Here is a 13,302-nt window from a genome sequence, read left to right as displayed (position 1 = left end):
ATCGGCACACCAGGCTCAACGACCAGCACCCCACCGGGGTACCGGTCGCATCACCAGTTCATCCGAACTCGTCATGTGCGAAGGACCGGCCTAGCTGGAGGCGGCCCGGAGACGGCCTGGAAGCGCCCGGCCGGACGCCTCCGGGCTCAGCCCTTCGCCTGGTAGCCCGCCGCCGTGCCGTAGTTGGTCGCGTGCTCGGGCACCACGACCACCTGTCCGCCGCCGATCAGCACCCGTCCGGAGAGCAGCAGCGAGCCCGTGCCGGGCGGGAAGTTGCCGCCGACCGCCTCCTGGCCGCCCGCCAGCGGGAAGCGGTCGAGGTGGGCGGGCTGGTCGCGGCGTTCGTCGGCGGCCAGCACCAGCGAGCCGCCGTCGATGCCGACCGCCCGGGCGGTGCCCTTGGCGGTGGTCGGCGTCCTCCAGCGCTGCTTGCCGGTGTCCAGGTCGTAGCCGACCGCGGACAGCGGCCCGCCGCCGTTCGCGGGGGTCACCGCGGCGACCATCGTGCGGCCCTCGAAGAACACCTCGGGCGTGGCCGAAAACGTTCCGTGGGTGACGTTCAGCCGGCCGGCGTCGGTGACAACCGGGATCTCGACGGCCGGGTCGCCGGCGGCGCCCCAGGCGAACACCCGGTCGTCCGCGGGCTTGGCGCCGGTGGTGAGCACCACGGCCGGTTCGGCGGAGAGCACCGTCACCGTCTTCGGCTGGTTGTTCAGGCCCCGCCACCAGCTGACCTTGCCGTCCGCCGTGTTCAGTGCGACGGCCTGGTCGGCGGGCGTCGAGTCGGCGCAGGAGGAGGCGATCAGTACGGTCTTGCCGCTGACCCCGCCGGACAGGGTGCAGAACTTGCCCTGCCCGGTGTACTGCCAGACGTCCTTCCCGTCGGCCGCCGCCCAGGCCGCCGCGTGGTCGTCGCCGACCGCGATCACCAGGTCCTCCGTGACGCCGATCCGCGCCGAGTAGGCGCCCTGGGCGTCCGAGAGGGTCTTGGTCCAGGCGGTCTTGCCGGTCTTGGTGTCCACGGCGGCGACCAGGGTGCAGGGGCTCTTCGGGTCCGCCTGCGGCCGGAAGAGGGCCGCGCCGAGCCCGGCCTGGTTCACGCCTGCCGAGAGCCCGCACGGAACGGCCCCGGCCGCCGGGGGCTCGACCGACCAGGTCGGCTTGCCCGCCGTCCGGTCGTACGCGTGCACGCCGGAGCCGTCCGCCCGGACCACCGCGTCGGCCAGCAGCCAGCTGCCGACCAGCGTGTCGTCGCCCGCGGGCTGGGCGGCGACGGGCTGCGCGGACCAGACCTTGGTGTGCGCCACGGTGAACCCGGGCTCGCCGCCGCTGGTCGCGGACGCACTGCCGCCGCCCTCGGCGCCGACCGTCAGCGCCGCGGCTATCAGCACCCCGAGCGCGGCCACCCCGGCACCGGCCCGCACCAGCAGGGCCCGCCGGCTGGGCACGTGCTCCCCGGTCAGGACGGCCGCCCGGACCTTGTCCACCAGCGAAGCGGGGGATTCGCCATCGCCGCCGCGCCCCGCCGCCCGCGAGCGCGCGGCGGGCTCGGCGGCTCCGCCCGGCGGGGGCTCCTCGACGGCCGGCGCGGGCTCCGCCGGGGGTTCGTCGATGTGCACGTAGCCGTCGGCCGAGTACTCGGCCCCCGCCGGGACGTACAGCCCCTCCTCCCCCGGCTGGGGCTGCGGCGCGGCGGTGGCGGCGTACGGCTGCTGCCCGTAGTCCGGGTACTGCTGTTGGTACGGCTGGTACTGCTCCTGGCCGCCGTACGCCCCGTGGCCCTGGTCCTGACCCTGGAGGTAGGCGCCCTCGACGTACCCGGTCTGCCCGTGACCGCCCTGCTGCTCGTACTGGAACGGGTCGTACTGCGGCTGGCCGTAATTCGGCTGGTCGTACGGCGGCACCTGCTGCCACTGCCCGTGCGGATCCGGCTGCTGCCACTGCGCCTGCGCCTGCTGCGGGTCGTAGTACCCCTGCCAGTCCTGTGGGCCCTGGAGGTGCCACGGCTGCTGCTGGGCATGGGCGTCTCCGAAGGGCTCCTGTGACACCGTTCCGTCCCTCCCAGCCCCCCGCCGGCCTGCCGATTGCGGCAGTCAGCATCTCACGCCCGCCCGGGCACCCCACCCGGGCCCTCGGCGCGGTCGCGGGGGCCGGGCCTCAGGCCGCCGATTCGGCGCGCAGGGCCTCGTCGATGCGGGCGGCGAGGGTGAAGTCCAGTCCGGTGAGCCCACCGGCGCTGTGGGTGGACAGCACGAAGCGCAGGGTGCGCCAGCGGATGTCGATGTCGGGGTGGTGGTCGAGTTCCTCGGCCTGTCCGGCCACGGCGACGACCACCCGGATCGCGGCCGGGAAGTCGGGGGCGTCGGCGCTGCGGACGATGCTGTCGCCGTCCCGGCGCCACTGCGGCGCGTCCGCCAGCGCCGCCGTGATCTCGTCCTCGCTCAGTCGTGCCCTGCTGCTCATCGGTGCGCTCCGGGGGTCGTCGACGGGGTGCCGGTGGGGTGCCGGCGGGATGCCGGTCAGGCGGCCTTCCGGCGCGGACGGGCCACCAGTTCGCCGCCGCAGTTGGGGGCAGTCGGCGGCCATCGCCTCGGTGCAGTCCGCGCAGAAGGTGCACTCGTAGGAACATATCGAGGCGGGGCCGTCGGCGGTCAGCGACACCTCGCAGCGCTCGCAGGTCTCGCGCATCTCCAGGGCCATGGCCGGTTTCCTCCGATGTCGGTACGGTCCGATGAGCGGTCAGGCATACGGCCTGACCGTCGTTCAACTCAACAGCAGTTTGGTGACGGCCAACAGCCCGACCACCACGATGACCGCGCGCAGCGCGGCCGGCGGGAGGCGGCGGCCGACCTTGGCGCCGAGCAGACCGCCGACCAGCGAGCCGGCCGCGATCAGCCCGGCGGCGGTCCAGTCGACCGTCGAGGTGAACAGGAAGAAGAGTGCGGCGACGCCGTTGACGATCATCGCCAGGGCGTTCTTCACCGCGTTGATCCGCTGCAGGTCCTCCTGGAGCATCATGCCCATCAGCGCCATCAGTAGGACGCCCTGCGCGGCGCCGAAGTAGCCGCCGTAGATGCCGGTGAGGAACACCCCGACCAGCAGCACCAGGCTGCCGTCCGGGTCACCGTCGGCCCGGCGGCGGGCCGCGACGGCCTTGGCTACCCGGGGCTGGATCACCACCAGGACGAGGGCGAGCAGGATCAGCACCGGGACGATCGCGTCGAAGGCGCCGCTCGGCAGCTCGATCAGCAGCAGCGCCCCGAGCAGACCGCCGAGCAGCGAGGCGGTGCCCATGCGGCGCAGCCGGCGTCCCTGGCCGACCAGTTCGCGGCGGTAGCCGATCACGCCGCTGAGCGAGCCGGGCACCAGGCCGAAGGAGTTGGAGACGTTGGCGGTCACCGGCGGGATGCCGACGGCGAGCAGCACCGGGAAGGTGATCAGGGTGCCGGAGCCGACGATCACGTTGATCATCCCGGCACCGACGCCGGCCACCAGGACGGCGATCGCCTCCCAGAGCGTCATGGGTCACCTCTCCTCGCGGTCCTGTCCGAGGGGATCATGCCGGACCCCGCACCGGCCGGACCAGGCCCGCCCACGATCCGGGACGCACGCCACACCGCCGCACGAACCAGGAGAACGCCCGGGGGCCCGCCACCACCAGGCAGCGGGCCCCCGGCCGGAGAACTCGGCCTATCACTCCGGGTCGATCTTGCGGTACTCCCGCGCCGGGTCCACCCGGGGACGGGCGGCGCCCTTCTCGACGTCCACCGGTCGCGGCCCGGCCGCCGGGTCGAGCGGCACCTGGGTGGCCGCCGGGGGTGTCTGCGGGACGCTCGGCGCCGCCACCGCACCACCGTTGGCGCCGCCGTTGCCGGACAGGCCGGTGAAGGCCCCGCCGAGGCCCTTGAGCGCGTCGCCGACCTCGCTCGGGATGATCCACAGCTTGTTGGAGTCGCCCTTGGCCAGCTCGGGCAGGGTCTGCAGGTACTGGTAGGCGAGCAGCTTCTGGTCGGCGTCGCCGTCGTGGATGGCCTCGAAGACCGTCCGGATCGCGGCCGCCTCACCGTCGGCGCGCAGCACCGCGGCCTGCGCCTCACCCTCGGCCCGGAGCACGTCGGCCTGCTTCTCACCCTCGGCCTTGAGGATCTGCGCCTGGCGCTGGCCCTCGGCGGTGAGGATCGCGGCGCGCTTGTCGCGGTCGGCGCGCATCTGCTTCTCCATCGAGTCCTGGATGGAGGTCGGCGGCTCGATCGCCTTCAGCTCGACGCGGTTGACCCGGATGCCCCACTTGCCGGTGGCCTCGTCCAGGACGCCGCGCAGGCCGGCGTTGATGACCTCGCGCGAGGTCAGGGTGGACTCGAGGTCCATCGAGCCGATGATGTTGCGCAGCGTGGTGACGGTCAGCTGCTCGATGGCCTGGATGTAGCTGGCGACCTCGTAGGTGGCCGCCCGGGGGTCGGTGACCTGGTAGTAGATGACGGTGTCGATGTTGACCACCAGGTTGTCCTGGGTGATCACCGGCTGCGGCGGGAACGGCACGACCTGCTCGCGCAGGTCGATCCGGTTGCGGACCCGGTCGATGAACGGGACGACGATGTTCAGCCCTGCGTTGAGCGTCCGGGTGTAGCGGCCGAAGCGCTCCACGATCGCGGCGCTGGCCTGCGGGATGACCTGGATCGTCTTGATCAGCGCGATGAAGGCCACCACGACCAGGACGACCAAAACGATAAGGACCGGTTCCACGGACTCTCCCCTAGACGACCAGGGCGGTCGCGCCCTGGATTTCGACGACGTCGACCTTCTGACCCGGTTGGTACACGCTGTCCGGATTGAGCGCGCGGGCTGACCAGATCTCGCCGTTGAGCTTGATCCGCCCGCCCTCCCCGTCGACGGTTTCCGCGACGACCGCGGTGGCGCCCCGGAGCGCCTCGATGCCCGTCTTGATCTGCGGGCCCCTGCGCAGCTGTCGGCGGGCGATCGGGCCGACGAAGACCACCAGCCCGACCGAGACCACGATGAAGGTCAGGGTCTCCAGGACCGCTTCCCCGCCCAGCCCGGCCACGGCGGCGGCCGCCAGCGCACCGATCGCGAACATGGCGAACTCCGGCACCGCGGTGAGCACCAGCGGTATGCCGAGCACCGCGGCGGCCAGGAGCCACCAGATCCAGCTGTCCACGTGTCCATCCTAGGGAGCGGAGGTCCTTCGAGGCGGACAGTTCCCGCAGGTCGAGGAGCGGAAACCGGTCGCACGTGCGACCGGTTCCGACGGGCCTGCGCGGGATGGACGGACGGGGGGTCAGCCCAGCGGCAGACCCTGCGCCGACCAGCGGTCGCCGTGGCGCTCCAGGGTCAGCGGCAGGCCGAAGCACTTGGAGAGGTTACGGGCGGTCAGCTCGGTGTCGATCGGGCCGGCGGTGAGCACCTTGCCCTGGCGGATCATCAGCACGTGGGTGAAGCCGGGGGCGATCTCCTCGACGTGGTGGGTGACCATCGCCATGGCCGGCGCGAACTCGTCCTGGGCGAGCGCGCCGAGCCGGCGGACCAGGTCCTCGCGGCCTCCGAGGTCCAGGCCGGCCGCGGGCTCGTCGAGCAGCAGCAGCTCGGGGTCGGTCATCAGGGCGCGGGCGATCAGGGTGCGCTTGCGCTCGCCCTCGGAGAGGGTGCCGAACTTGCGGCCGGTGAGGTTGGCCATCCCCATGCGGTCGAGCAGGGCGAGCGCGCGGCCCTCGTCGGACTGCTCGTAGGTCTCCTGCCAGCTGACCGTCATGCCGTAGGCGGCGGTGAGCACGGTCTGCAGCACGGTCTGCTCGGCCGGCAGCTTGTCGAACATCGAGGCGCCGGCCAGGCCGATCCGGGAGCGCAGCTCGAAGACGTCGATCTCGCCCAGCTTCTCGCCCAGCACCGAGACCTTGCCCGAGGTCGGGAAGAGGTACGAGGAGGCGATCTGCAGCAGGGTGGTCTTGCCGGCGCCGTTCGGGCCCAGGATGACCCAGCGCTCACCCTCGGAGATGGACCACGAGACCTGGTCGACCAGCGCGCGCCCCTCCCGGACCACGGATACGTCCACCAGCTCCAGCACGTCGCTCATGCCTACGCCTTCCCCAAATACAAAAAATGTCGGCCGTCGGTGCGGGCGGCGAGCCTACTCCGGCGGCCGGTGGGCACGGGGTGGGTGCGCCGCACGCGCATGGGCAAACCTACGCCACCCGGATGACCGCCGATTCCGTAGGCTGGCCGGATGCTCGCGACTCCTGCCGACGATCCGTACGAAGAGCCCCGTTCGGGGCGGCTGACCGCCTGGGGCAACGCCCTGCTGAGCGGCCTGGTGCCGCCCGACGACGCCGCCGCGGCCGTGCTGGGCACCGACGAGGGGCACCGGGTGACCGGGCTGCCCGGGAACGGGCCGGGCGAGCAGCACGGGCTGACCTGGGCGCTCGGCCGGCTGCGGGTGCTGGGCGTGAAGGGCCTGCGGCTGGCGCTGCCCTCGGCCGGGCACCCGCTGGGGCTGACCGGCCCGGCGGCCTTCAACGAGCGCGCCATGGCGGCGGGCGAGGCGGTGCTCGCGGTGGGCGTACCGCTCGGCCTGGTGCCGGAGGTCACGGTGTACGGCCCGGAGGGGGACCGCGCGGCCACCGTGCTGTGGCGCTGCGCGGAGGTCAACGACGCCCCGCCGGCCGACGTGCCCTCGCTGCACGAGGCCGAGCGCGAGCTGGCGGACGGGCTGCGCGAGGCGACGGCGCTGCTGACCCGGCTGGACGTGGCCGGCGCCGGCCCGGCGGCGCTGCGCGCCCTTGAGGCGTACCGCCGGCGCGGCCACGCCGAGCTGCTCGCCCCCGGCTACCCGCCGCGCGCCGTGCGCGTCCTGGAGTCGGCCCGCCAGGTTTCCGCCCTGCTGTCGATCGCCGCGGGCGGCCACGGCGCCGCCGTCAGCGCCTCCGAGATGGCCGCCCGCCAGTCGGTGCTGGCCCCGCTGCGGCGCACCGCCCGCCGCGCCCAGGTGGCCGCCTACAACGCCCTGGTGGACGAGCGCGGGGACCGCTAACGCTCCCGGGTCGCGCCGTTGCGGACGGCCCAGAGCGCGGCCTGGGTGCGGTCAGCGAGGTCCAGCTTCATCAGGATGTTGGACACGTGGGTCTTCACCGTCTTCTCCGACAGGTGCAGGCTGCGGGCGATCTCCCGGTTGGAGCGGCCGTCGGCGATGTGGCCGAGCACCTCGCGCTCGCGCTCGGTGAGGGTGCCGCCGCGGCCCTGTGGGGCGCGCGGGCCGTCGTCGGCGAGCAGGGCCTCGGCCAGTTCCGGCTGGAGCAGCACGTGACCGGCGTGCACCGAGCGGATGGCACCGGCCAGCGCCTCCGGGTCCACGTCCTTGTAGACGTACCCGGCGGCGCCGGCCCGCAGCGCGGGGACCATGGTGCGGTGCTCGGTGAAGCTGGTGACGATCAGGATCCGGGCCCGGCTGCCCTCCTCCTTGAGCGTGCGCAGCGCCTCGATGCCGTCGACGCCGGGCATCTTGAGGTCCATCAGGACGACGTCCGGGTCGAGTTCGCGGGCGCGGTCGACGCCCTCGGCCCCGTCGGCGGCCTCCCCGACCACCTCGATGTCGTCCTGGACCTCCAGGAAGGTGCGCAGCCCGCGGCGGACCACCTGGTGGTCGTCGACCAGCAGGACGCGGATCGACGGCGTGCTGTCAGGCACCGGGGACCTCCATCTCGACGAGCGTCCCCTGGCCGGGGGCGGACTCCAGGGTGAGCGTGCCGCCGACGGCGGCCGCGCGGTCGCGCATCGAGGCCAGGCCGAGGTGCCGGCCGGCCCGGCGGACGGACTCGGGGTCGAAGCCGCGTCCGTCGTCGCGCACCCGCAGCACGGCGCCGCGGGCGGGGGTGCCGGCCAGGGAGACGGTGACCCGGCGGGCGCCGGAGTGGCGCAGCGCGTTGTGCAGCGCCTCCTGGGCGACCCGCAGCAGCGCGGCCTCCTGGGCGGGCGGCAGGGCACGGACGCCGTCGGCGGCGAAGGCGAGGTCGGCGGTGTGCGCGCGGTCGAGGAGCTGTACCTGGGAGGCGAGGGTGGCGCTCAGCCCGTCCTCCTCCAGGGCGGCGGGGCGCAGTTCGACCACCACGGCGCGCAGTTCGTCGGCGGCCTCGGCGGCGAGCCGGGCGACCTCGGCGAGTTCGGCGCGGGCGCGGGCCGGGTCGCGGTCGACGAGCTTGGCGGCGGCCTTGGCGGTCAGCCGCAGCGAGAAGAGCTTCTGCGAGACGGCGTCGTGCAGGTCGTGGGCGATCCGGGCGCGCTCGCCGGCCAGGGTGAGTTCGCGGCTGCGCTCGTACAGGCGGGCGTTGGACAGGGCGAGGGCGGCGTGCGCGGCGAGGATCCGCAGCAGTTCCTCGTCGTGGTCGGTGAACTGGCCGCCGCCGCGCTTGTTGGCGAGGAAGATGACGCCCATCACCTGCGGTTCGTCCTCGGCGGCCTCGGTGTCCAGGACGGGCATGCCGAGGAAGGCGTCCATCTCGGGGTGGGCGGCGGGCCAGCCCTCGAAGGCGGGGGCCCGGCGGACGTCGACGAGGCGGGTGGGGCCGGTCTCGTGCAGCATTTCGGCGAGCACGCCGTGCTGACGGGGCAACGGGCCGATCGCCCGCCACTGCTCGTCGGTGACGCCGTCGACCACGAACTGGGCGAAGCCGCCGTGGTCGTCGGGCACGCCGAGGGCCGCGTACTCGGCCTCCAGCAGCTCGCGGGCGGAGGCGGTGATGCGGCGCAGCACCTCGCGGACCTCCAGGTGCCGGCTCATCGCGAGCAGGGCCTGGCTGACGGCCTCGATGCCGGCCAGCGGGTCGCAGCCGGGCGGGCCGGCGGAGGTCCGGTGATCACCGGTGGTGCTGGGCATACCGCCAAACTACCGCCGTCGCGGGGGCGTCCGCGTCCGTCCCCGGCCGTCCCGGCCGCAGGTCCGGGGACCTAGGCCGGTGGGCCCGCCCGCCCCGAGCCGAAGGGGCGCGCCGGTGCCGAAAGCGAGGAGCGACAAGCGAGGCACGAGCGCCGGAGCGACGACCGTCGGCACCGGGTCCGAGCGCCCCGGAGGCGAGCGGGCGAGTCACCCGCCCCGGAGGCGAGCGGGCGAGTAACGCCCAGGGGCGGCCCTCCTCGTCGAGGAGAGCCGCCCCTGGGAGCGAGGGCTGTCAGCCCTTCTGCATGACCTCCGGCTCGTGCCGGCGCTGCAGCCGGGTCACGATCACGCCGATCACGATCGAGATGACGACCAGCACGCTCGCGTCGATCGCCCACTGGGCGACGGAGTGCTTCCACAGCGGGTCGTAGTTCGGGTGCTCGAAGTCCTTGTTCCAGGGACCCATGAGGTGCGACAGGTCGAGCGTGGTCGAGACGATGCCGGTGCCCCAGCGGGCGGGCATCAGCCAGGCGACCTGCTCCAGACCGGGCTTGCCGAAGATCTGGAAGAGGCAGCCGGTGAAGACGACCTGGACGATGGCGAACATGACCAGCAGCGGCATGGTCTTCTCGGCGGTCTTCACCAGCGCGGAGATCATCAGGCCGAACATCATCGCGGCGAAGCTCAGCAGGATCATGCCGATGGTCATCTCGATCATCGGGATGTTCTTGACGATCAGGCCGTGCTCGGGGAGCTTGCGCGGCAGGAAGCCGACCGCGGAGATGATCGCGCCCTGGATCACGGAGAAGATGCCCAGCACGATGATCTTGGACATCATGTACGCCGAGCGGGAGAGGCCGGTGGCCCGTTCTCGCTCGTAGATCGCCCGTTCCTTGATCAGCTCGCGGACCGAGTTGGCCGCTCCGGAGAAGCAGGCGCCGATCGCCAGGATCAGCAGGATCGTCGCGGCCCCGTTGTTGAGGTGGAGCTGCGTCTTCGGGTTGGGGGCGAGCCCCGGTTCGTTGGGGATCAGCACGCTGACCGCGCCGATGACCGCGGGCAGCAGCACCGACAGCGCCAGGAAGCCGCGGTCGGAGGCGAGCACCGACATGTAGCGGCGCATCAGGGTCCACAGCTGCGAGCCCCAGCTCTGCGGCTTGGGCGGCCTGATGGCCTCCTGGGCGACCTGGGCGTGCTGCACCTCGCCCGCCTCGACGGTCGGGGCGGAGTACTGCTGGTAGTGCACCGAGCCGCGGTAGCGGCCGGCCCAGTCGTGGTCCGGGTAGTTCTCGAAGGCCTGGAAGACGTCCGCCCAGGTCTCGTACCCGAAGAAGTGCAGGGCCTCGTCCGGCGGGCCGAAGTAGGCCACCGAGCCGCCCGGCGCCATCACCAACAGCCGGTCGCAGAGCGCGAGTTCGGCCACCGAGTGGGTGACGACCAGGATCGTGCGGCCGTCGTCGGCGAGGCCGCGCAGCATCTGCATGACCTCGCGGTCCATGCCCGGGTCGAGGCCCGAGGTGGGCTCGTCCAGGAAGATCAGCGAGGGCTTGGTGAGCAGCTCCAGGGCGACCGAGACGCGCTTCTGCTGGCCGCCGGAGAGCGCGGTGATCTTGTTGTCGGCTCGCTTGTCCAGGCGCAGCTCGTACAGCACCTCGTCGATCCGGGCCTCGCGCTCCTTCGCCTCGGTGTCGCCGGGGAAGCGCAGTCGGGCCGCGTACTTGAGGCCCTTCCGCACGGTGAGCTCGCGGTGCAGGATCTCCGACTGCGGCACCAGGCCGATCCGGGAGCGCAGTTCGGCGAACTGCTTGTAGAGGTTGCGGCCGTCGTAGAGCACCTCGCCGCGGTCGGCCGGGCGGTAGCCGGTGAGGGCGCGCAGCAGGGTCGACTTGCCGGAGCCGGACGGGCCGATGACGGCCACCAGGGACTTCTCCGGGAGGCCGAAGCTGACGTCGTTGAGCAGGACCTTCTTGGCGCCCTTGTGCTCGACCTCGACGGTCAGGTGGCGGGCGGAGAAGGAGACCTCACCGGTGTCGACGAACTCCTGCAGCTGGTCGCCGACCAGCACGAAGCTGGAGTGGCCGACGGTCAGCCGGTCCTGCGGGCCCATCAGCTGACGCTGCACCGGCTGGCCGTTGAGGAAGATGCCGTTGTGGCTGCCGAGGTCGACGATCTCGTAGCGGCCGTCCGGCAGTTGGCGCAGCTCGGCGTGGTGGCGGGAGACCTGGAGGTCGGACACCACGATGTCGTTGTCCAGCGCACGGCCGATCCTGACGGTGCGCATGCCGGCCGTCAGGCTGCGGATCATCGTCGGCTGCGGGCCGCCGCCACCGCCGTGCTGCGGCGGGGTCGGGAAGCCCTGCTGCTGCGGGAACCCGCCGTGCTGCGGCGGCTGCTGGTCCTGCGGCTGCGGCGGGTACGGCTGCTGCTGCGGCACGTACTGCTGCTGGGGCTGGCCCGGCCAGGCCTGCTGCGGCTGCTGGTACGGGTCCTGACCCGGCCACGGCTGCTGCGGGGCGGGCTGCTGGGGCGCCGGGTTGGGGCTGCGACTGGTGACGGCCTCGTGCACCGGGGAGGGCTGCGGGGCGGCGGCGTGGGCGGGCGCGGAGAAGGCAAGTCGGGGCCCGTTCTCCGGGTTGCCCAGGTTGACCACGCCACCGGGGAACAGCTGGGCCTGCATGGTGCGGGCACCGGCCACGTAGGTGCCGTTGGTGCTGCCGTGGTCGTCCAGCTGCCAACCGCTGCCGTTGAAGCTGATGGTCCCGTGCTGCCAGGAGACCCTGGCGTCGTCGAACGCGAAGTCCGACTGCGGGTTGCGTCCGATGGTGTAGGACCGCCCGGGCTCAAGAGTCCGCTGCTGTCCGTTGATCTCAATGACGAGTTGCGGCACTGCTTGCCTGCCCCGCTCTCTCGGTTCCCCCGAATTCGGCCCCCGGCCGGGGTGCGCTGTTCCTCTGACTGACGGGGGGAATCATTCCAGCCCGCCGACCGTCGATGAAAGTCACCCCGGGTGACTGTGACCAGGCTGCTACCCGGGGCTGCCGTTCGGGCCCGACGCTTGCGCGTGTCCCGCGACGTGGGACGGGTGCCCTCGGCCCGGCGACCGACGGGTAGCGTGGGAGTCACCATGAACGCATCGCCCTTGGCCGCTGAGCCCCTCCCCGCCGCCCAGCCCCGGACCGCGGACGAGCGCACCCTGCTCGTCAAGGTGTTCGGCAAGGACCGCCCCGGCATCACCGCCGGCCTCTTCGCCACCCTGGCCGGCTTCGGCGTCGACGTGATCGACATCGAGCAGGTCGTCACCCGCGGTCGCATCACGCTGTGCGCCCTGGTCACCCCGCCCCACGCGCCCGGCGCCGAGGGCGGCCTGCGGGCCACCGTGCACCGCTGGGCCGACGAGCAGAAGCTGCAGGCCGAGATCCTCTCCGGCATCGGCGACAACCGTCCGCGCCGCGAGGGCCGTTCGCACGTGACGGTGCTCGGCAACCCGCTGACCGCCTCCGCCGTGTCCGCGCTGACCTCCCGGATCACCGCGGCGGGCGGCAACATCGACCGCGTCTTCCGGCTCGCCAAGTACCCGGTGACGGCGGTCGAGCTGGCCGTCTCCGGCGTGGCCACCGAGGAGCTGCGGGCCGAGCTGGCCCAGGAGGCGGCCGCCCAGCGGGTGGACGTCGCGGTGGTGGCCGCCGGGCTGGAGCGCCGGGCCAAGCGCCTGATCGTGATGGACGTGGACTCCACGCTCATCCAGGACGAGGTGATCGAGCTGTTCGCCGCCCACGCGGGCTGCGAGGAGCAGGTGGCCGAGGTGACGGCGGCGGCGATGCGCGGCGAGCTGGACTTCGCCGAGTCGCTGCGGGCCCGGGTCGCCCTGCTGGCCGGGCTGGACGCCTCGGTGACCGAGAAGGTCCGCGCCGAGGTCCGGCTCACCCCGGGCGCCCGCACCCTGATCCGTACGCTGCAGCGCCTGGGCTTCCAGGTCGCGGTGGTCTCCGGCGGCTTCACCCAGGTCACCGACCACCTGGTGGACCTGCTGGGGCTGGACTTCGCGGCCGCCAACACCCTGGAGGTGGTGGACGGGAAGTTCACCGGCCGGGTGGTCGGCGAGATCGTGGACCGGGCCGGCAAGGCCCGCTGGCTGGCCCGGTTCGCCGAGCAGGCGAAGGTGCCGCTGGAGCAGACGGTGGCGATCGGCGACGGCGCCAACGACCTGGACATGCTGAACGCGGCCGGGCTCGGGGTGGCCTTCAACGCCAAGCCGGTGGTGCGCGAGGCCGCCGACACCGCGGTGAACGTGCCCTTCCTGGACACCGTGCTGTACCTGCTGGGCATCACCCGCGAGGAGGTCGAGGCGGCCGACGGCCTCTCGATCGAGTAGGTCCGAGCAGGTTCTGTGGAGGTACGTGAGGGGCGTGCGGATCGATCCG

The 13,302-nt window shown here is 72.9% G+C and carries 11 protein-coding genes; 2 read left to right on the top strand and 9 right to left on the bottom strand.

What is annotated here, in order from left to right; all coding sequences use genetic code 11:
• Positions 1-146: 146 nt before the first annotated feature.
• The 6 genes from ACWCYO_RS37985 to ACWCYO_RS37960 form a co-directional block, all read right to left on the bottom strand.
• Positions 147-2,048, bottom strand: a complete 1,902-nt coding sequence (locus ACWCYO_RS37985) for an outer membrane protein assembly factor BamB family protein (protein WP_270143028.1) — start codon at positions 2,046-2,048, stop codon at positions 147-149.
• A gap of 109 nt (positions 2,049-2,157) precedes the next feature.
• Positions 2,158-2,700 (bottom strand): 4a-hydroxytetrahydrobiopterin dehydratase, encoded by a 543-nt coding sequence (locus ACWCYO_RS37980; RefSeq protein WP_449786747.1) that lies wholly within the window; start codon positions 2,698-2,700, stop codon positions 2,158-2,160.
• Positions 2,701-2,763: 63 nt separating this feature from the next.
• On the bottom strand, positions 2,764-3,522 hold the full coding sequence (locus ACWCYO_RS37975; protein WP_270143033.1) for a sulfite exporter TauE/SafE family protein: 759 nt from the start codon (positions 3,520-3,522) through the stop codon (positions 2,764-2,766).
• Between the two features lie 171 nt (positions 3,523-3,693).
• Positions 3,694-4,743 carry an SPFH domain-containing protein gene (locus ACWCYO_RS37970; RefSeq protein WP_270143034.1) on the bottom strand — a complete coding sequence of 350 codons (1,050 nt, stop codon included), beginning with the start codon at positions 4,741-4,743 and terminating at the stop codon, positions 3,694-3,696.
• 10 nt (positions 4,744-4,753) lie between these two features.
• Positions 4,754-5,176, bottom strand: coding sequence for an NfeD family protein (locus ACWCYO_RS37965; protein ID WP_270143036.1), 423 nt, complete (start codon positions 5,174-5,176; stop codon positions 4,754-4,756).
• Between the two features lie 120 nt (positions 5,177-5,296).
• Positions 5,297-6,088 (bottom strand): ABC transporter ATP-binding protein, encoded by a 792-nt coding sequence (locus ACWCYO_RS37960; protein WP_270143038.1) that lies wholly within the window; start codon positions 6,086-6,088, stop codon positions 5,297-5,299.
• A gap of 150 nt (positions 6,089-6,238) precedes the next feature.
• Here ACWCYO_RS37960 and ACWCYO_RS37955 point away from each other — a divergent pair, with 150 nt between their 5' ends.
• On the top strand, positions 6,239-7,042 hold the full coding sequence (locus ACWCYO_RS37955; RefSeq protein ID WP_270143040.1) for a hypothetical protein: 804 nt from the start codon (positions 6,239-6,241) through the stop codon (positions 7,040-7,042).
• On the opposite strand, the gene ACWCYO_RS37950 is transcribed toward ACWCYO_RS37955, so the two are convergent.
• The 3 genes from ACWCYO_RS37950 to ACWCYO_RS37940 form a co-directional block, all read right to left on the bottom strand.
• Positions 7,039-7,695, bottom strand: a complete 657-nt coding sequence (locus ACWCYO_RS37950) for a response regulator (RefSeq protein ID WP_270143041.1) — start codon at positions 7,693-7,695, stop codon at positions 7,039-7,041. The two genes, ACWCYO_RS37955 and ACWCYO_RS37950, sit on opposite strands and share 4 nt — an antisense overlap.
• Positions 7,688-8,881, bottom strand: coding sequence for a GAF domain-containing sensor histidine kinase (locus ACWCYO_RS37945; RefSeq protein WP_405000628.1), 1,194 nt, complete (start codon positions 8,879-8,881; stop codon positions 7,688-7,690). The genes ACWCYO_RS37950 and ACWCYO_RS37945 overlap by 8 nt, the downstream gene beginning before the upstream one ends.
• A 292-nt stretch (positions 8,882-9,173) precedes the next feature.
• Positions 9,174-11,768: an FHA domain-containing protein gene (locus ACWCYO_RS37940; protein ID WP_270143043.1), complete on the bottom strand. Its 2,595-nt coding sequence runs from the start codon at positions 11,766-11,768 to the stop codon at positions 9,174-9,176.
• Between the two features lie 237 nt (positions 11,769-12,005).
• Here ACWCYO_RS37940 and serB point away from each other — a divergent pair, with 237 nt between their 5' ends.
• On the top strand, positions 12,006-13,253 hold the full coding sequence (serB, locus tag ACWCYO_RS37935; RefSeq protein WP_270143044.1) for a phosphoserine phosphatase SerB: 1,248 nt from the start codon (positions 12,006-12,008) through the stop codon (positions 13,251-13,253).
• Positions 13,254-13,302: the final 49 nt, after the last annotated feature.

It is taken from the genome of Kitasatospora sp. NPDC001683, assembly GCF_053596495.1.
The sequence above is the reverse complement of the archived record's forward strand: the minus strand, read 5'-3'. Positions and strand labels throughout refer to the sequence as shown.